The 17419-nt window shown below is 44.7% G+C and carries 17 protein-coding genes and 3 tRNA genes; 13 read left to right on the top strand and 7 right to left on the bottom strand.

What is annotated here, in order from left to right:
* Positions 1–11: 11 nt before the first annotated feature.
* From E2R65_RS06715 to E2R65_RS06730, 4 genes are all read right to left on the bottom strand, one after another.
* Positions 12–401 (bottom strand): transmembrane 220 family protein, encoded by a 390-nt coding sequence (locus E2R65_RS06715; RefSeq protein WP_134335716.1) that lies wholly within the window; start codon positions 399–401, stop codon positions 12–14.
* 143 nt (positions 402–544) lie between these two features.
* Entirely contained in the window at positions 545–1129 is a 585-nt protein-coding gene (locus tag E2R65_RS06720) for a 50S ribosomal protein L25/general stress protein Ctc (RefSeq protein WP_134335717.1), read from the bottom strand.
* 145 nt (positions 1130–1274) lie between these two features.
* Entirely contained in the window at positions 1275–2219 is a 945-nt protein-coding gene (locus E2R65_RS06725; protein ID WP_134335718.1) for a ribose-phosphate pyrophosphokinase, read from the bottom strand.
* Between the two features lie 153 nt (positions 2220–2372).
* A tRNA-Gln gene (locus tag E2R65_RS06730) sits at positions 2373–2443 on the bottom strand.
* Positions 2444–2656: 213 nt separating this feature from the next.
* Here E2R65_RS06730 and E2R65_RS06735 point away from each other — a divergent pair.
* The gene (locus E2R65_RS06735; protein WP_134335719.1) at positions 2657–5797 is read left to right on the top strand and encodes a glycosyltransferase family 117 protein; all 3141 of its coding nucleotides are present in this window, start codon (positions 2657–2659) and stop codon (positions 5795–5797) included.
* 235 nt (positions 5798–6032) lie between these two features.
* On the opposite strand, the gene E2R65_RS06740 is transcribed toward E2R65_RS06735, so the two are convergent.
* The 3 genes from E2R65_RS06740 to E2R65_RS06750 form a co-directional block, all read right to left on the bottom strand.
* Positions 6033–6989 carry an acetyl-CoA carboxylase carboxyltransferase subunit alpha gene (locus E2R65_RS06740; RefSeq protein WP_134335720.1) on the bottom strand — a complete coding sequence of 319 codons (957 nt, stop codon included), beginning with the start codon at positions 6987–6989 and terminating at the stop codon, positions 6033–6035.
* A gap of 50 nt (positions 6990–7039) precedes the next feature.
* Entirely contained in the window at positions 7040–7540 is a 501-nt protein-coding gene (locus E2R65_RS06745) for a hypothetical protein (RefSeq protein WP_134335721.1), read from the bottom strand.
* 143 nt (positions 7541–7683) lie between these two features.
* Positions 7684–9435 (bottom strand): family 43 glycosylhydrolase, encoded by a 1752-nt coding sequence (locus tag E2R65_RS06750; RefSeq protein WP_134335722.1) that lies wholly within the window; start codon positions 9433–9435, stop codon positions 7684–7686.
* A 992-nt stretch (positions 9436–10427) separates the two neighbouring features.
* On the opposite strand from E2R65_RS06750, the gene E2R65_RS06755 reads away from it, so the two are divergent.
* The 12 genes from E2R65_RS06755 to E2R65_RS06810 all read left to right on the top strand — a co-directional run bounded on the left by E2R65_RS06755 (position 10428) and on the right by E2R65_RS06810 (position 17408).
* The gene (locus E2R65_RS06755; RefSeq protein WP_134335723.1) at positions 10428–10871 is read left to right on the top strand and encodes a hypothetical protein; all 444 of its coding nucleotides are present in this window, start codon (positions 10428–10430) and stop codon (positions 10869–10871) included.
* Between the two features lie 42 nt (positions 10872–10913).
* Positions 10914–11474 carry an aminoacyl-tRNA hydrolase gene (gene pth / locus E2R65_RS06760; protein ID WP_134335724.1) on the top strand — a complete coding sequence of 187 codons (561 nt, stop codon included), beginning with the start codon at positions 10914–10916 and terminating at the stop codon, positions 11472–11474.
* Positions 11475–11557: 83 nt separating this feature from the next.
* Positions 11558–11755 (top strand): DUF2683 family protein, encoded by a 198-nt coding sequence (locus E2R65_RS06765; RefSeq protein ID WP_134335725.1) that lies wholly within the window; start codon positions 11558–11560, stop codon positions 11753–11755.
* Positions 11731–12012: a Txe/YoeB family addiction module toxin gene (locus E2R65_RS06770; RefSeq protein ID WP_134335726.1), complete on the top strand. Its 282-nt coding sequence runs from the start codon at positions 11731–11733 to the stop codon at positions 12010–12012. Before E2R65_RS06765 ends, E2R65_RS06770 begins: the two co-directional genes overlap by 25 nt.
* A gap of 45 nt (positions 12013–12057) precedes the next feature.
* Positions 12058–12402 carry a Spx/MgsR family RNA polymerase-binding regulatory protein gene (locus E2R65_RS06775; protein WP_134335727.1) on the top strand — a complete coding sequence of 115 codons (345 nt, stop codon included), beginning with the start codon at positions 12058–12060 and terminating at the stop codon, positions 12400–12402.
* A 135-nt stretch (positions 12403–12537) separates the two neighbouring features.
* The gene (locus tag E2R65_RS06780; RefSeq protein WP_134335728.1) at positions 12538–14499 is read left to right on the top strand and encodes a M1 family metallopeptidase; all 1962 of its coding nucleotides are present in this window, start codon (positions 12538–12540) and stop codon (positions 14497–14499) included.
* A 109-nt stretch (positions 14500–14608) separates the two neighbouring features.
* Positions 14609–15292, top strand: coding sequence for a peptidase associated/transthyretin-like domain-containing protein (locus tag E2R65_RS06785; protein ID WP_134335729.1), 684 nt, complete (start codon positions 14609–14611; stop codon positions 15290–15292).
* A 95-nt stretch (positions 15293–15387) separates the two neighbouring features.
* Positions 15388–15582 carry a 30S ribosomal protein S21 gene (gene rpsU / locus E2R65_RS06790; protein ID WP_121246023.1) on the top strand — a complete coding sequence of 65 codons (195 nt, stop codon included), beginning with the start codon at positions 15388–15390 and terminating at the stop codon, positions 15580–15582.
* 88 nt (positions 15583–15670) lie between these two features.
* Complete coding sequence (locus E2R65_RS06795; RefSeq protein WP_134335730.1) at positions 15671–16585, top strand: tyrosine-type recombinase/integrase; 915 nt, start codon at positions 15671–15673, stop codon at positions 16583–16585.
* 12 nt (positions 16586–16597) lie between these two features.
* The gene (gene hpf / locus E2R65_RS06800) at positions 16598–16945 is read left to right on the top strand and encodes a ribosome hibernation-promoting factor, HPF/YfiA family (RefSeq protein WP_134335731.1); all 348 of its coding nucleotides are present in this window, start codon (positions 16598–16600) and stop codon (positions 16943–16945) included.
* Between the two features lie 244 nt (positions 16946–17189).
* Positions 17190–17262, top strand: a tRNA-Thr gene (locus tag E2R65_RS06805).
* A 65-nt stretch (positions 17263–17327) separates the two neighbouring features.
* Positions 17328–17408, top strand: a tRNA-Tyr gene (locus tag E2R65_RS06810).
* Positions 17409–17419 lie beyond the last annotated feature (11 nt).

A 17419-nucleotide genomic window follows, 5' to 3' on the forward strand; every position in this document is an offset into this window, starting at 1 on the left:
ATGGTTACTGATTATAGTTGCCTGCTGTTTTTGACGCGCCGGCTATCATAAACGTGATTTATCGTTAATACAGCTATAAGTATCACCAGCCCAAAAAACTCCCGGCTTTCTTCTATCCAGGGTTTTTGAGCCTGCATGGTTTGTACCATACTTTCGGCATGGTGCTGCGTTAGCCAGCTAAGTACACCGGTTTTATCAAAAAACAGGTAAGCTGCGTATGCCGAATAAATAGCTATACCGAACAGGTAAGCTTTTGGGTAAAACCTGCCTTTAAATGCCATGTAACACAGGGCCGCGCTATACAGGTAAATAGGCATCCAGATATAAGGGTCGGGGTCGTTATATTGTAATGCGGCAAATGCAATAAATAAAACGGCGAAGATGAGGTTAAAAGCTTTCATAGCAGTTATTTATGAACATGAATTGAATACGTTCAAAAATATTCTTTATCGTTTCACATCAAAATTTTATCACAAAAAAACAGCGATAGGAAAACCTATCGCTGTAATGAGTGTAATTACACCATAACCGGTATTACTACAAATTATTTTTTACCTGAAGCAGCTTCTTGCTCTGCCTGGCGTAACGCACGTGAGGTAGTTACAGATACGATGGTATCTTCCTGTGCATTGGTAATGGTAAGGTTTGGCAATTTAATTTCGTTAACCTTTACTGATTTACCAACTTCAAGCGCCTCGATGCTCACTTCGATGTTATCCAGGTGATCTTTTGGCAATGCTTTAACACGCAGTTTCCTTAGTTTCTGAACTAATTTACCACCCACTTTAACACCCGGAGAGGTACCTGTTAATTTTACAGGGATCTCGATAGTTACCGGTTTGTTTTCATCTAACAATAAAAAGTCGATGTGGATAAGTTGTTCCGTTAACGGGTGGAACTGCATATCTTTAATAATAGCCTGTGATTTAACACCAGCAACGTCAATGTCGATGAAATGAACAACCGGAGTATAAACTACGGCTCTCAAATCAGCTGCGGACACTGCAAAGTGGGTTTGTGTAGGCCCACCATAAAGTACTGCCGGCACTAAGCCCTGGTAACGCAGTTCTTTAGCGTCTCTTTTCCCTACGTTCTCTCTTGGAGAACCGCTAATAGCAATTGATTTCATTATGTATTTATTATTCAAAGCCACACCAACATGGTATGGATATTTTTAAGGCCTCTCCCCAACCTCTCTCCAAAAGAGAGGGGCTTAAAGAAGCTACTTATTGTCTTTATTATCTATGGACTATCGGCCATAGACTATCAACTCTTTAATCTACCTTAAACAACTGGCTTATCGAGCCATGTTCGTTTACGTTGCTTATTGCTTTTGCAAACAGGTCGGCAGTGGTTAGTACCTTTATTTTAGGGCTGGCCTGTTTCAAAGGTATGGTGTCTGTCACAATCAGTTCGGTCAGTGCCGAGTTCTCGATAGTTTCGTATGCCTTCCCTGATAAAACCGGGTGCGTACAAACGGCGCGTACGCTGCGTGCGCCACGCTCCATAATCAGGCCTGCAGCTTTTGCAAGGGTACCGGCCGTATCGCAAATATCATCTATCAGTACAATATCCTGGTCGGTTACATCACCAATAATGGTCATGCTTTCAATCTCGTTTGCGCGCTTGCGGCGTTTATCGCAAATAACAACTTCGGCATTAAAAAACTTGGCAAAGCTGCGTGCCCGGTAAGAGCCGCCCATATCCGGCGATGCAATGGTTAAGTTACCTAAACCAAGGCTTTTAATATAAGGTACAAATATGATGGATGCATCCAGGTGATCTACCGGCACGTCAAAAAACGCCTGGATCTGTGCCGCATGCAGGTCCATCGTCATAATACGGTTAATGCCTGCGGCTACCAGTAAGTTTGCTACCAGTTTTGAACCGATGGCCACACGTGGCTTATCCTTCCTATCCTGACGGGCCAAGCCGAAATAGGGGATAACTGCGATGATGTAATGGGCAGATGCACGGCGTGCGGCATCTATCATCATCAGCAGCTCCATCAGGTTATCGGTAGGCTGATGGGTGCTTTGTATCAAAAATACATCGCAGCCACGGATACTTTCATTAAAATGCGGCTGAAATTCGCCATCGCTAAAACGCGATAAAACTACATCGCCAAGCTGCTGCCCGTATGATGTAGCAATGTGTTGCGATAGTTCTTTAGAACCCGATCCTGCAAATAGCTTAACCGTATTAAACTGTAAAGGCATCTTCTTATTTTGGATTTACGATTTACGATTTTTAGATCATCAGATCCATTATCGTTAGTCCAGTACATCAACCCCTATAAAAAACAATCGGATCTCAATTTTTCTATCAGAACTAAATCCGAAATTGAAAATTCGAAATCCGAAATTTTTATGTTGCCCGACCAGGATTCGAACCTAGACAAACGGTACCAAAAACCGTCGTACTACCATTATACTATCAGGCAATCTCCTTTGGTTTGTAAGCCATCCCGAAAAGGAATGCAAATATAGGACGATTTTCCGGAACTCAAAAGCAAAAATAAAAAAAGTGTTTTAAAATATTTTTACAGCCAAAACATGCGTTAAAAAGTGTTAAGGTTTGTAGTTTAAAACATCAACATCGTAATGTTTTTATTAATTTCGGCTGCGTAAACCTGATTTAGCTTGTAAAAAACAGCATGAACTACAATAAAATAAACAATATTTTTGGCTGGGCAGCCGGCATTATTGCTTCTATAACCTACATTTTAACGCTCGAACCCTCCACCAGTTTTTGGGATTGCGGCGAATTTATTGCCTGTATCTACCGCATGCAGGTAGCCCACCAGCCGGGTGCACCTTTATTTACCATGATAGGCAAGGTATTTTCGCTGTTGTCTTTTGGTAACAATATGAAGGTGGCCTACTTTACCAACATGGCATCGGCCCTGGCCAGCGGTGCAACCATCCTGTTTTTATTCTGGACGATAACCGCACTGGCTAAAAAGCTGGTAGTTAAGGCAGGTGAAGAGATTTCGCAAACCAACCTGATCCTCATCATCGGGTCGGGCCTGGTAGGTGCGCTTGCCTATACCTGGTCGGATACGTTCTGGTTTTCGGCTGTCGAGTCGGAAGTTTATGCGCAATCATCGCTTTGTACCGCTATTGTATTTTGGGCCATCTTAAAATGGGAAGCCCATGCAGATGAGCCCCGTGCCGATAAATGGATCATCTTTATTGCCTATGTAATGGGCCTGTCCATAGGCATCCACCTGTTAAACCTGCTGGTTATCCCGGCTATTGCTTTAATTATTTATTTCCGCAGGGCAAAAGCCGTTACTACAGCGGGCACTTTATGGTCGTTTATATTAGGGGTAATTACCGTTGGTTTAATATTATGGGGTGTTATCCAATTTACGGTTAAAGGCGCAGCCTTTTCCGATCTGTTTTTTGTGAATACCCTGGGTATGGGCTTTGACAGCGGCGCTATCGTATTCTTTTTATTAGTAGCCGGGGCTTTGGCTGCCGGTATTTATTATACTATAAAGCCATCTACCTTATTATTAGGCGTAGCTGTAGCATGCTTTATTGTGCTGTTAACCATCAGTGCAGGTATTATTGGTTTTGTAGCCGGTGTGGCTATACTGGCCTTATGCGAGTATGTTTTAAAAGTGCGCGAAAGGCGCGCCGCACTTAACCGTGTTTTAATTTGCGCGGTATTTATATTGTTCGGCTACAGTTCTTTTGTGATGATCGTTATCCGGGCAAAAGCCGGTACCAATTTAAATAACAGCGACCCGCAGGACGCTTTTGCGCTTAACAGCTATTTAAACCGCGACCAGTACGGCGATACCCCTTTAATGTATGGCGAGTATTTTGATTCGCAGGCTATAGACCAAACCCAGGGCGCACCTATTTACCGCCGTGGTGATAAGAATTATGAGATTGCCGGCAGAAAGCTAAATACGGTTTATGATCGTAACACCCTGTTCCCGCGGATGTTTAGCCAAAAGCCAAGTCACCCCGAGTTTTACAGGATGTGGTCGCAGCTTGGCCCCGAAGAACACCCTACCATGGCCACCAACATCGGTTTTTTTACCAGCTGGCAGGTTACCCAAATGTACACCCGCTACTTTTTATGGAATTTTGTTGGCCGCGCCAATGAAATGGACGGGCAAACTGCGCAGGGTGCAGACGGCAGCTGGTTAAGCGGTTTTAACTTTGGTAAAGAATTGCCGGCTACGGTTACCCAAAGCAAATCATACAACAGGTTATACTTTTTACCGCTGATAATTGGTTTATTGGGAATGATATATCACTTTAAACGTAACCAGCGCGATGCCGGCGTAGTGGTGGTACTCTTCTTTTTTACCGGTTTAGCTATTGTGCTTTATCTTAACCAGGACCCCCTGCAGCCACGCGAGCGTGATTATGCTTATGCCGGCTCGTTCTACGCCTTTGCCATCTGGATAGGTTTGGGCGTACTGTTTATTGCCGACCTGCTGAGTAAAAAGATCAATGCTAAAACAGGTGCAATTGTAGCAACGGTTGCCTGCCTGCTTGCTGCGCCGGTATTAATGGCCAGCCAGGAATGGGACGACCACGACCGCTCTACCAAGCTTACCCCGCATGATCTGGCTTACGATTATTTAAACTCCTGCGCGCCAAATGCTATTTTATTTACTTACGCCGATAACGATACTTACCCGCTTTGGTACATTCAGGAAGTGGAGGGCGTTCGCCCGGATGTGCGTATCGTGAATTTAAGTTTGCTGGGTACCGATTGGTATATCCGCCAGATGAAGCAGAAAATGAATGAGTCTGCACCGCTGCCTATCAGCATGCCGAATGATAAATTTAAAGCAGGTATCCGCGATGTGATCTACTATAACGATGCAAAAGTTGCAGGCCCTATCGAACTGAAGGAATTATTTGACTTTTTAACATCAGATAATAAAGAAGCGATGGTACAGTACCAAAGCGGCGAAAGCGCCAATTACCTGCCAACCAAAAACTTTAAGCTAACGGTAAATGCAGACGATGTAATTAAGGGAGGCACCGTATCTGCCGATAAAAGAAACCTGATAGTGCCCGAAATGGACTGGACCTATCCCGGCAAATATGTAACCAAAGATAACCTGGCCATGATGGATATACTGGCGCATAACAACTGGAAACGCCCGGTATATTTTGCCACCACCGTGCCAAGCGATAACATGCTGGGCCTTGATAAATACTTATATAGTGAGGGCCTTACATCGCGCCTGATGCCGTTTAAACCGGATACCACGGTTAACCCGGGCGAAGCCAGCAATACCCTGGTGATGTATAATAACATGATCAATAAATACAAATACGGCAATTATAAAACCGCCAAGTATTTAGATCATGAATCGTTAACGCTGTTTTACCCGCTGGTAACCCGCTTATTCTCTACCCTGGCAGACAATCTTTTAAAAGAAGGCCACCAGGACCTGGCAAAAAATACCCTGAAAAAGTATGATGCCGAGATGCCCGGTTATATCATATCATCGGAGTTGGCTGTAAGGAAATATTATATGTTAGAAAGCCTTTACCGCCTGGGCGAAACCAAGCTGGCCAATGATCTGTTTAAACAGATTGATGATTACCTGGTTGACCAGTTGAAATTTAACTACGTACTTTTCCAAAAGAGCGATGCCGGTGTAAACACACGCGATGTGCAGCTTTCGCTTTCGTTGTTAAACGGTATGATCACCCTTACCAAAGACTTTAAACAGGATGCCCTGAGCGCCAAGGTTAGCGCACAGCTAAAGGAATACGGTACCAAGTTTGGCGGTATGCAGCAACCACAGCAATAATATTACTTAACTGATAGTGTAAGAAAGCGGCCATGAGCCGCTTTCTTACTTTCCGCTCCGTTTGGCTGGCAAGTGTTCACGTTCACGTGTGTGAACACCATGAATATTTTGTAATCTGTTTATAATCAGATGTTCATGTTTTTTATATAGAGGTATTTAACCAAAATAACGCGTGAATACGGCATAAAAAAAGCGGCCATCAGCCGCTTTCCAGTTATCTTTTATTGATAAAAGATCAATCTTCTTCTACAACGCCCATGTTGCAGAATTTTTCGATGCGTTCGGCAACCAGTTCGTCTACATTGCGTTCGCCCAATATTTTAAGGTCTTTTATCAGTTGTTTTTTAAGCGTTGCAGCCATCGCAACCGGGTCTTGATGGGCGCCGCCAAGCGGTTCTTTGATCACACCGTCAATCAGTTTGTTCTTCAGCATCTCTGTCGAGGTTAGCTTCAGCATTTCGGCGGCGCGCTCTTTCTGCTCCCAGGTTTTGAACAGGATGGTAGAGCAGTTTTCCGGGGAAATAACCGAGTACCAGGAGTTATCCAGCATCAGCACTTTATCGCCAATGCCTATACCCAAAGCACCGCCTGATGCACCTTCGCCTATCACCACGCAAATAACAGGCACCTTAAGTACCGACATTTCCAGCAGGTTACGGGCAATGGCTTCGCCCTGTCCGCGCTCTTCGGCTTCCAGGCCGGGGAATGCGCCGGGGGTATCAATCAGGGTAACTACGGGCTTGCCAAACTTCTCGGCCATTTTCATCAGCCTTAAAGCTTTGCGGTAACCTTCGGGGTTGGCCATGCCAAAATTGCGGTATTGGCGCTCTTTGGTATTACGGCCTTTTTGGTGGCCGATGAACATCACCGTTTGACCATTTAACGTCCCAAAACCACCTATAATCGCCTTGTCGTCACCCACAGTGCGGTCGCCGTGTAATTCTATAAAATCATCGCACATCAGCTCCAGGTACTGCAAGGTATAAGGGCGCTCAGGATGGCGGGAGATCTGTACTTTCTGCCATCCGGTTAGGTTGGCATAAATCTCTTTCTTGATGGTTTCCATCTTGGCTTCCAGTTCTGCAACGGTGGCCGACATGTCGAGCTTGTTCTTCTCTTCAACCTGCTTCACCTTTTCTATCTGCCCCTGCAATTCTGCCAGTGGTTTTTCAAAATCAAATGTAATCTTCATACAATTTTATTGGCCGCTAAATTAAATAATTCAATTGGCATATTGTTTATTTATGATTTTTTGAATTTATTGAGTTTTGTGATCTGCTGTGGCGACAGTAAATGATAAGCCGCGAGGGCTGCTTTTAAAATAGCGTTCCTCAGTTCGCCCTGGTATAACCCATAACGGTTGGTATAAAAGATCAGGTCGCTTTCGTTTATTTTTTTAGTGCGGAAAAGGGCATCCAACTTCACTTCGTTGGCAACAATAAAGTTGCCCATCTCTATCTTTTTACGCTTCAATTCGGTATCAAGCGCGGTTAGGGCCTTTACCTGCTGCGGACTCAGGTCTATCTCCTTTTTATATTCCAGCGCCTGTTCTGCCGTTGGGTATTTGTTCAGATCGGCAACCGCATTCATATTATACAGGTCATCGCCTTTTAATAAAGCATTATACTGTACATCGCTTAAGGTTTTTACAGGCGATGGCTTTAGGATGCTATCGGGCGTTTGGGCTTTAACATTAAAGCTGATAATCAGGATAAAAATAAAGGCAGATAATAGTTTAAGCATGCTTGTATGTTTGAGTTGTAAAACGCACAATTTTTAAGCCAAAGCTTTTATTCCCCCCAACGGCAGGGCAGGGAGGGGGTTATCGCTTTAACAACCCCTTCCTCCTCCTTCCCGGGGGAAGGAATCGCACGTGCCTACGCTTTTTAGTCCACCTTTACCACCTTCGTCCGCTTGCTTATCCCATTCTCGTTAAAGGCTTCTATCTGGAAGTAGTAGGGCAGGCCTTTTTCCATTCCGTTAAAGTAATACTCAGTAACGTTGTACACCATAATGTTGTTGTACAATTTATCCGGATCGGTGCCAAAGTATATGGTGTAACCCACGGCGCTATCGGTTTGGCGCCAGCGGATCCAGGAGTTGCGGCGCTCGGCATCGCCGCGAAGCACGATCAAATTCCTTACGGTATCCGGTACGGCACCCGCCCCTTTACCAAACACCCTAAAGCCCGATAAGGCAAATTTACCTGTTGGCATGTGCAGATTGGTTATTTTTAAATAGCGGGCTTTTGCCGGGGTTTTCAGCTCGATATAATCGTGCGGTACATCGGTTTTGTTTTTACTTTTATCCACCAGTGTCTTCCAGTTTTTGCCGTCGGTAGATGATGTGATTACATACCGGTGGTACACCCCTAATGATTTACCCATAAATGTAGCATCCTGGTCGGCATAGTTAACCTGGATGGCCTTTACCGTACTTACCTCGCCCAGGTCCGTTTGCAGCCACTCGCCTTTATTAGCCGTTTTGGCGCTCCAGTAAGTTTTAATATCCTCATCAACCGACAAATTTGCCACATAAGCGCCCAGGGTTGACGATACCTGTACCGGTTTATTATAGTTCAGCAGCATCCAGCCGGTAAAACTACTCTTCAGGTGGTCTTCCTTTCCTGTAGCCAAATAAGTTGGGTAATCGCCGTAAGCGGTATTGGTGTATAATACGCCATCTTGATCAAAACCCGCCGGCCAAAAGCCGTTACGGCGTTCAAAGTTGTTTTTTACATTGATCACCATAGTGCTGATGTGCCAATAGTTGCCATACTTATCTGCCCAGGTGGCCCCGTGGCCTGCCCCTTTGGCAAAACCGCCCGGCTTATAACTAAAGGGGTTATGTTTTTGATAAGTGAAGGGGCCAAGCGGCTTATCGCCCACGTAAACGCCGTCGCCATAGCCCCGGCCTTCGGTACCGGGGGCTGCATATTGCAGGTAGTATTTACCGTTGTGCTTGTTCATCCAGCCGCCTTCCATAAAACCGGTCAGGAATACGTTATCATTATTCTCGCCAAAGCGTTCCCAGCCGTGTTCTTTCCAATCCAGTTTGATCATTTCCTTTTTAGGGCCAATGGGCTCAAAGGTTTTTCGGTCAATCTCCTGTTCGTACATGGGCAGGGTGTTGCTGCTGCCATGATAAATATACACGCGGCCATCGTCGTCGGCAAACAATCCCGGGTCCCAGGCGCCCACCTTAAAGTAGTCCTTAGCGGCTTTCCAGGTATCGGTGCGCGGGTCGGTGCTCATCCACAAGGTAAAATCTTTGTTATAGGTAGACCCAATTACCAGCAACGTATCGCCCAAAACCAAAGTGCCGGGGGCGCAAAGCTCATCGCCCTTTACCTCGTTGTAGGGGCGTACAAACTTACGCGATACAAATTTCCAGTTCAGCATATCGCTGCTCCACCAGTAGCCAAACTGGTTGGTGCTAAACAAATAGTAATTGCCTTTAAACAAGGTAACGGTTGGGTCGGCCGTGGCGCGGTGCTTGCCCCAGGCTGCAAAGTTTTCGAAAGGGGTGTAACCATAATCAAGATTAAGCGGGTTACAATAAGTTAAACGTTTGGTTTGTGCCGATGCGGATATTGCACAGCATAATACAAGGATTGCCGATAATTTGCGAAACTTCATAACAGGTAGTGTAATTGGTTAGCGCTTCAAATATCTGCTTTTGTGAGGAGAAAAGAAACAACCGGACGGTCGGCGATTTACTCACCCGGTCATCGCTGCGCTCGACCACCCTCTCTTCGCCTTCGGCGGAAAGAGGGTAGAACTACTTTACGCCAGTTCAAGCGTCTGCGCTTGCACTGGCGGCACATGCGGCGATTTACTCACCCGGTCATTGCTTCGCTCGACCGCCCTCTCTTCGCCTTCGGCGGAAAGAGGGTAAAAAATTTAACGCCTGCTTTTTTAAGATTTTTGGGGAGAAACTTTTTTACCCTCTCTGCGCCAGCGGAGAGAGGGTCGACCAGCGCAGCGTAGTCGGGGTGAGTAAACTTACAAAGCGGGCGATTTACTCACCTGGTCATCGCTTCGCTCGACCGCCCTCTCTTCGCCTTCGGCAGAAAGAGGGTAAAAAATTTAACGCCTGCTTTTTTAAGATTTTTGGGGAGAAACTTTTTCACCCTCTCTGCGCCAGCGGAGAGAGGGTCGACCAGCGCAGCGTAGTCGGGGTGAGTAAACTTACAAAGCGGGCGATTTACTCACCCGGTCATCGCTTCGCTCGACCGCCCTCTCTTCGCCTTCGGCGGAAAGAAGGTAAAAAATTTAACGCCTGCTTTTTTAAGATTTTTTGGGAGAAACTTTTTCATCCTCTCTTCGCCTTTGGCGGAAAGAGGGTGAAAAATTTAACGCCTGCTTTTTTAAGATTTTTGGGGAGAAACTTTTTCACCCTCTCTTCGCCAGCGGAGAGAGGGTCGACCAGCGCAGCGTAGTCGGGGTGAGTAAACTTACAAAGCGGGCGACCTTACTCCCCCCAACCCTCCTGCTTTTCGCTTCGGCCATGCTGCTTGCATAATTTTTATAAATCATATTACAACATCATCGGTTTATAAACTTACACGCTAAACAGAATTGACTGCTCAGGTATTTTGTATCTTCGCCGCTTCAAAATAATATTTATCATGCATACTTATTTAAGCCGTTTAGCCATCGTTATCATTGCAGCATTAGGTTTATCCTCCTGCAACAGATCTGCCAAAACCGATACTAAAGCTACCGATACCATTGCTAAATTGCCTGCCGCTAAACCTGCGGCGGTTGATTCGGGCAAACTGGTTGGCGCCTGGCACGATGAAGCCATTAAAACCGACAAAGGCGAAGAGATAGCTTATGAAGTGATCAGCAGCGGGCACAAGGTATATATACAGGCTATAACTTTTACAGGCAAAAATTTAATTCTGAACGATACCCCGCCGATCACCCCGGCCGCATCCGAGATCAGGAAGGATGGCGACGGTTATGTGAGTGTGGAAAGGCCGGACGAAAGCTATAAAATTGATAAAGAAGGCCACCTGCTTTTGTATGATAAGGGCATATTGGTTGCCAGGTGCAAAAGGATCTTATAGGTGCTTATTTAAAAGTAATTTATATTTGCCCCACACACGCGTATGAAATATCTGATTGTTGGTTTAGGAAATATTGGGCCCGAGTATGCCGATACGCGGCATAACATTGGTTTTATGGTGCTTGATGAGCTGGCAAAGCAGGAGGGGGCAAAGTTTTATAACATGCGCCTGGCTTATTACACCGAGGTTACTTATAAAAGCCGCACCCTTTGCTTAATTAAACCTACCACCTACATGAACCTGAGCGGCAAGGCCTTAAACCACTGGATGAAGGAACTAAAGATCCCGGTGCAGAATGTACTGGTGATAGTAGATGATATTGCCCTGCCATTGGGTACCCTGCGCCTGAAGCCTAAGGGCAGCGCCGCAGGCCATAACGGTTTAAAACATATCGAAGCCACCTTAGGCAATAACGAATATGCACGCCTGCGTTTTGGCGTGAGCGATAATTACCCCAAAGGCCGCCAGGTAGATTATGTACTGAGTGGTTTTGATGACGACGAAAAGCCAGAGTTGCCTGCATTGATAGATAGGTCGATAGAAATGATCAAAAGCTTTGCCACCATTGGTACAGAGTTGACCATGACAAAATTTAATAAATAGTGCAGCCAATCATTCTGAGAAGAATTTTTTGTATCATCTATTTTGGCGCTTTTAGCTCTGGATATAATTGATTAAATTTGAATATGACAACATTGATAATGCATCCTCAAAATAAAGAGCAACTAACAGCTTTAAAGGCAGTGGCAAAAGCATTAAAAATTAGTGTAGAAACAAGTCCTTATGATCCTGATTTTGTGGCAATGGTGAAAAAAGCTAACAAAAACGGCAATTATACAGAAGTTGATCCAAATGATGTATGGGGCAGTTTAAACTTAAAATAGAAGAGCTTGCCCAAAAGCACTTAAAGCAACATTATAGATCGGGCGATAAAGGAAACATTAAAAAGATCGAAAAAATACTACTCGAGCTTTCGCAGACTCCATACACAGGCACCGGTAGTCCCGAACAATTGAAATATGAACTTACCGGATTTTGGTCAAGGCGCATCAATCAAAAGGATAGGCTTATTTATAAAGTTGAAGAAGGTATTGTAACTGTATTTGTCGTTTCTGCAATGGGGCATTATCATAGTAAATAGTTATTTCTCGCGGCTGCTCAATCCTAAAAAAAATAAATACTCCCAATGAAAGTTTACGGCATCACCAATTGTAATACAGTAAAAAAAGCACTCGACTGGTTAAAGGCTAACAATGTAGCTTACGAATTTCACGATTTTAAAAAACTGGGCATCAGCCCACAAAAATTGCAGGAGTGGGATAGCAAAGCCGGTTACGAAAAATTCATGAACAAGCAGGGGCTTACCTATAAACAGCTGGACCCAGCAGTGAAAGAAGGCCTTAAAACCAAAGATGATGCCCTGCAGATGCTGCAGCAAAAAACCAGCATGATCAAACGCCCGGTTATCGAAAACGGCGATTTTTTGTTCTTTGGGTTTGATGAAAGCATATACCAGGCTCATTTAAAATAGCGCGCATCAATAATAATTACCGGTAACCCGTTAATTATTAACCCGTAACTTAATTATTACAGTTTATAATTTGCTGAGATACTCAAAGCTATAATTTGTATTATTGCCCTGTTTTTACCAAATCATTATAAAATTATGAAATTGAGATTGATTGCCGGTTTTACGCTGGCCATTGTGGCTATTGGCAACATAAGCCAGGCCCAGCAGCAGCCACCGGTTAGCAACTATAACTATCACGAAGCATTTGCCCCGTTCTTCTACACCAAAAATGGTTCGGAGTTTCGCGCGGCGGATGGGCAGCCTGGGCCAAGATACTGGCAAAACCGGGCCGATTACCAGCTATCAGCAACCCTGAACGACCAAACTAACGAGGTAACCGGTGCCGAAGCATTAACCTATACCAATAACAGCCCGCAGAAACTGGATTTTTTGTGGATGCAGTTAGATCAGAACTTGTTTAAGTCGGATTCGCGCGGATCGGCTATCATCCCCCCAAGCGGCAGCCGTAACGGCACCGGCGGGCGGGCAGCAAACCCCAATGCAGGTTACAAGATCAAATCTGTTAAGGTAGGGGATACCCCGGTTAAATTTTTGATCGAAGATACCCGGATGCAGATCTTTTTACCATCGGCTGTTAACCCCAACGGCGGCCAGGTAAAACTGAATATCGAATATTCATTCGTGGTGCCCGAGTATGGGTCTGACCGTACCGGCATCCTGAACACCAAAAACGGTAAAATTTACACCGTGGCCCAGTGGTATCCGCGCATGTATGTTTATGATGATATTATGGGATGGAATGCGGTGCCCTATACCGGCCCTGCCGAGTTTTACCTGGAATACGGTGATTTCGACCTGAGCATTACCGCCCCTGCAAACCATATCGTGGTTGCATCCGGCGAGTTGCAGAACCCGCAGGATGTTTATACGCCCGAGCAGTTGAAGCGTTGGGCACAGGCCGAAAAAAGCGAGCAAACGGTAGTTATCCGTTCTGCAAGCGAGGTTACCGAAGCGTCATCACGCCCGGCCGGTAAAAAAGAGCTTACCTGGCACTTTAAAATAAAAAATGCACGTGATGCCGCCTGGGGGTCATCAGCATCATTTATTGTAGATGCCGCAAAAATGAATTTGCCAAGCGGTAAAAAGTCTACTGCTATATCTGCCTACCCGGTAGAAAGCGATGGCAACAGCGCATGGGGCCGCTCTACCGAGTATGTTAAAAAATCGATCGAATTTAACTCGCAAAAATGGTTCGAATATCCTTATCCTGCCGCCACCGCAGTTGCAGGTGTTGTGGGTGGAATGGAGTACCCCGGTATAGTATTTTGTGGGTATAAGGCAAAAAAAGATCAGCTATGGGGGGTTAACGACCACGAGTTTGGCCATACCTGGTTCCCGATGATCGTAGGCTCTAACGAGCGTTTGTACGGCTGGATGGACGAAGGTTTTAATACGTTCATCAACACCCTAACTACCGCCGATTTTAATAAAGGTGAGTATGCCAGCAAAAAACGCGATATGCAGCAGGTTGGCGCATACCTTACCAGGCCCGAACTTGAGCCTGTTTTAAGCACTCCCGAAAACCTGAAAGAAGCTAACACCGGATGGCTGTTATATTTTAAGCCGGGTATGGGCTTAACTTTATTACGCGAGCAGATCTTAGGCCCCGAGCGTTTTGATTTTGCATTCCGTACTTATATTGCGCGCTGGGCGTTTAAGCACCCAACACCCGATGATTTTTTCCGTACGATAGAAAATGCAGCCGGCGAAAACCTGAACTGGTTTTGGAGAGGCTGGTTTGTAAACAACTGGCGACTGGATGTTGGTGTAAGCGGTGTTAAATACGTTAATAACGACCCTGCCAAAGGTGCGTTGATAACCCTTGATAACCTGGATAAACTGGTAATGCCTGCCATACTGGAAATTAAGACCGTAAGCGGCAAGGTGGAACGCCTTAAACTGCCTGTAGAGATCTGGGAGCGTAATACCAGCTTTACAGTTAAGTACCCGTCTACAGAAGAAATTCAATCGGTAACTTATGACCCTGACAAGGTATTGCCCGACTATAACCCCGACAATAACGTTTGGAAAAAGTAACATGATTAATAAAAACCCGGTTTAGGCCGGGTTTTTTGTTGCATTTAATGTTAAAATTGAAACCTTTAACAACCCAAGCGGGTTAAACTATTCAGCTAAAACATCAGCCATGAAAAAAATACTTTCCGTTATCTTGATACTATCGTTTATCGTATCGGTAGCTGCCGCGCAAACAACCTTTAAAGGCACCGTTTACGAAGAGGGCACCAATACCCGCCTTAGTGATGTTTTTATACGCGATAATAACAGCAGGCAGGTAAGCATTACCGATAAAAACGGAAACTTTACCATCCGGGCGGCGGTAGGGCATACGCTGATATTCAACTCCCCCGGCTACCAGTCGGATACGCTGTACCTGATCGATCTGATGCCGAAAAAGATCATGCTGGCTACACAAACCATTGCGCTGAGGGCTGTAAACATTACGGCCACCCGCACGGCCTTTAACCCCAGGGCAGAATATCCCGAAGTGTATGAGAAGAGCAAGGTGTATGTTTTTTCGCCATCTACCTGGTTTAGCGGCGAGGGTAAAAAAGCCCGCCGTTTAAAAAAGTACTTTCAGCGCGAGTCTGAGCAGCGCGCCATTGATGCAGCGTTTAGCCCGGCTTATGTAGGCAGCCTGGTACCCCTAAAAGGCACCGAGCTGGAAAACTTTATGACGCTGTATCGCCCCAACTATGCCTTTCTGCGCAGCAACAACCGCGAATCTATAGTGGCCTATATAAATGATAGCTACAAAAAGTACATCGCCCTGCCGCCAGATAAACGTGCGCCGCAGCCGCTTAAGCCATAATACTTTAACCGGTATAAAAAATTATAAAATATTGTATTTCAGAATTAAAAGTATTTTCTTACCTTTGACGTCCCTGAAAGGAGGTATTTGGGATTATGATCATTATCAACGTAAAAGACGGCGAATCATTGGATAAAGCATTAAAACGCTTTAAAAAGAAATTTGAAAAAACAGGTGTTTTAAGAGAACTGCGCAGTCGCCAGGCTTTCGAAAAAAAATCTGTATCTCGTAGGCACGAAATTAAACACGCTATCTACAAGCAGAACATGAATCTGGAAACTACTGTATAATTCTGGCTAAAAAGAATTTTACATATTTTCTTGTCACCATAAAAAAACTATTTGTACATTCAATTCATTGGGTGTTCAAATAGTTTTTATGTTTTCAGACAGGTTTATACAATACATCAGGCACGAGAAACGCTATTCGCCCCATACGGTATCAGCCTATGAGAGCGATCTGGAGCAGTTTATGCTCTTTTTAAACCCGCCCGGCACCGCCCCGCAATTTTCACACCCTTCACAAATTACCCATCATGATATCCGCAACTGGATGGCCACACTGATGGATAACAAGCTGCTGGCGCGTTCTGTAAACCGCAAGGTTGCCACCCTGCGCAAGTATTTTAAATTTTTATTGCAGGAAGCGATCGTTACGGCCAACCCCGCATCGCGCATCAGCGCCCCAAAGGTGCCTAAAAGCCTGCCAACAGTTATTAGCGGCGATAAACTAACCGGTATGCTGGATGGTAAGCTGGATAAAGAGAACGAACCTGTTTTTGCAGAAAACTTTGCCGGCCTGCGCGATAAGCTGATCATCGAGATGCTTTTTGGCACCGGGATGCGGCTTGCCGAAATTACCGGCCTTAAAGAGGGGGATATTAATTTTTACGAAGGCACCATAAAAGTTTTAGGTAAACGCAACAAACAGAGGATAATACCCCTTAATACCGAGCTTGTACAACTGTTAAAGCGATACATGGAGGCAAAGAAAAGTGAAAATTTTAATAACAATTCTTTAACATTACTCGTTACAGATAAAGGAGCAGATGCATATCCGAAGCTTATATATTTAACTGTGCAAAAATACCTTTCAAACATATCAACCCAGGATAAAAAAAGCCCGCATGTGTTAAGGCATACGTTTGCAACCAGCCTGCTCAATAACGGGGCCGATTTAAATTCAATAAAAGAATTGCTTGGCCATGCTAACCTTAGCGCCACACAAATTTACACGCACAATTCAGTAGAACGACTTAAATCTATTTATAAACAAGCCCATCCAAAGGGATAAAAAGGAGGAAAAATGAAAATTACAGTGCAATCTATTCACTTTACTGCAGACAAGAAGTTGCTGGATTTTATACAAAAGAAGGTAGACAAGCTGGAGACGTTTTATGACCACATCATCAGCGGTGAGGTTTATCTGAAGCTGGAGAACGTAGAGGATGAGGCCAACAAAATATCAGAGATAAAACTACTGCTGCCGGGCAATCAAATTTTTGCAAAAGAGAAGTGTAAAACATTTGAAGAGGCCACAGATTTGGTGGTTGAGAGCCTGCGCAAGCAAATTGAAAAGCACAAAACAAAAAAATCTATTGCTGCCGAAGCTGCTAAAAAAGCAGCCCTTGTTTCGGAAGAGGATGATTTTTAAGCATATACGGCGGTTAATTTAAAGCCGGGATCGGCAGGTTTAAAGCCTGCCGATTTTTTTTGTAAAAAAATTTTGAAGAGGTTTAAATTTTTGTAGATTTGCAATCCCTTTCGGAGAGGTCTTAATCACATCTCACAAACAAAGAAAGGGGTGGTTCTTTAAAAAGAAAAATAACAGCGCAAATTAATTTGCAGCCAAAACCCATCAGCCTGTAAAGGTAACAAGGTAGTGGTAAACAATTTAAGCCTCCTTAGCTCAGCTGGTAGAGCGACTGACTTGTAATCAGTAGGTCATTGGTTCGATCCCGATAGGAGGCTCTGTTAATTTCGGAAATGGTGTGTTTAGCTTCCAATTAAGCATAACAGATCCGAAATCAACAATTGGGGGGATACCAGAGCGGTCAAATGGGACGGACTGTAAATCCGTTGCTTCGGCTACGAAGGTTCGAATCCTTCTCCCCCCACTTTTAAATAC

Source organism: Mucilaginibacter phyllosphaerae (genome assembly GCF_004378255.1).
Classification (GTDB): Bacteria; Bacteroidota; Bacteroidia; order Sphingobacteriales; family Sphingobacteriaceae; genus Mucilaginibacter; species Mucilaginibacter phyllosphaerae.

What these genes read in the sequence shown, in the direction of transcription:
- E2R65_RS06785 (WP_134335729.1), top strand. Translation starts at nt 14,609, where the DNA reads ATGAAAAAAATACTTTCCGTTATCTTGATACTATCGTTTATCGTATCG.
- hpf (WP_134335731.1), top strand. Translation starts at nt 16,598, where the DNA reads ATGAAAATTACAGTGCAATCTATTCACTTTACTGCAGACAAGAAGTTG.
- E2R65_RS06775 (WP_134335727.1), top strand. Translation starts at nt 12,058, where the DNA reads ATGAAAGTTTACGGCATCACCAATTGTAATACAGTAAAAAAAGCACTC.
- E2R65_RS06725 (WP_134335718.1), bottom strand. Translation starts at nt 2,219, where the DNA reads ATGCCTTTACAGTTTAATACGGTTAAGCTATTTGCAGGATCGGGTTCT.
- pth (WP_134335724.1), top strand. Translation starts at nt 10,914, where the DNA reads ATGAAATATCTGATTGTTGGTTTAGGAAATATTGGGCCCGAGTATGCC.
- E2R65_RS06755 (WP_134335723.1), top strand. Translation starts at nt 10,428, where the DNA reads ATGCATACTTATTTAAGCCGTTTAGCCATCGTTATCATTGCAGCATTA.
- rpsU (WP_121246023.1), top strand. Translation starts at nt 15,388, where the DNA reads ATGATCATTATCAACGTAAAAGACGGCGAATCATTGGATAAAGCATTA.
- E2R65_RS06780 (WP_134335728.1), top strand. Translation starts at nt 12,538, where the DNA reads ATGAAATTGAGATTGATTGCCGGTTTTACGCTGGCCATTGTGGCTATT.
- E2R65_RS06795 (WP_134335730.1), top strand. Translation starts at nt 15,671, where the DNA reads ATGTTTTCAGACAGGTTTATACAATACATCAGGCACGAGAAACGCTAT.
- E2R65_RS06735 (WP_134335719.1), top strand. Translation starts at nt 2,657, where the DNA reads ATGAACTACAATAAAATAAACAATATTTTTGGCTGGGCAGCCGGCATT.
- E2R65_RS06715 (WP_134335716.1), bottom strand. Translation starts at nt 401, where the DNA reads ATGAAAGCTTTTAACCTCATCTTCGCCGTTTTATTTATTGCATTTGCC.
- E2R65_RS06770 (WP_134335726.1), top strand. Translation starts at nt 11,731, where the DNA reads ATGGGGCAGTTTAAACTTAAAATAGAAGAGCTTGCCCAAAAGCACTTA.
- E2R65_RS06745 (WP_134335721.1), bottom strand. Translation starts at nt 7,540, where the DNA reads ATGCTTAAACTATTATCTGCCTTTATTTTTATCCTGATTATCAGCTTT.
- E2R65_RS06750 (WP_134335722.1), bottom strand. Translation starts at nt 9,435, where the DNA reads ATGAAGTTTCGCAAATTATCGGCAATCCTTGTATTATGCTGTGCAATA.
- E2R65_RS06720 (WP_134335717.1), bottom strand. Translation starts at nt 1,129, where the DNA reads ATGAAATCAATTGCTATTAGCGGTTCTCCAAGAGAGAACGTAGGGAAA.
- E2R65_RS06765 (WP_134335725.1), top strand. Translation starts at nt 11,558, where the DNA reads ATGACAACATTGATAATGCATCCTCAAAATAAAGAGCAACTAACAGCT.
- E2R65_RS06740 (WP_134335720.1), bottom strand. Translation starts at nt 6,989, where the DNA reads ATGAAGATTACATTTGATTTTGAAAAACCACTGGCAGAATTGCAGGGG.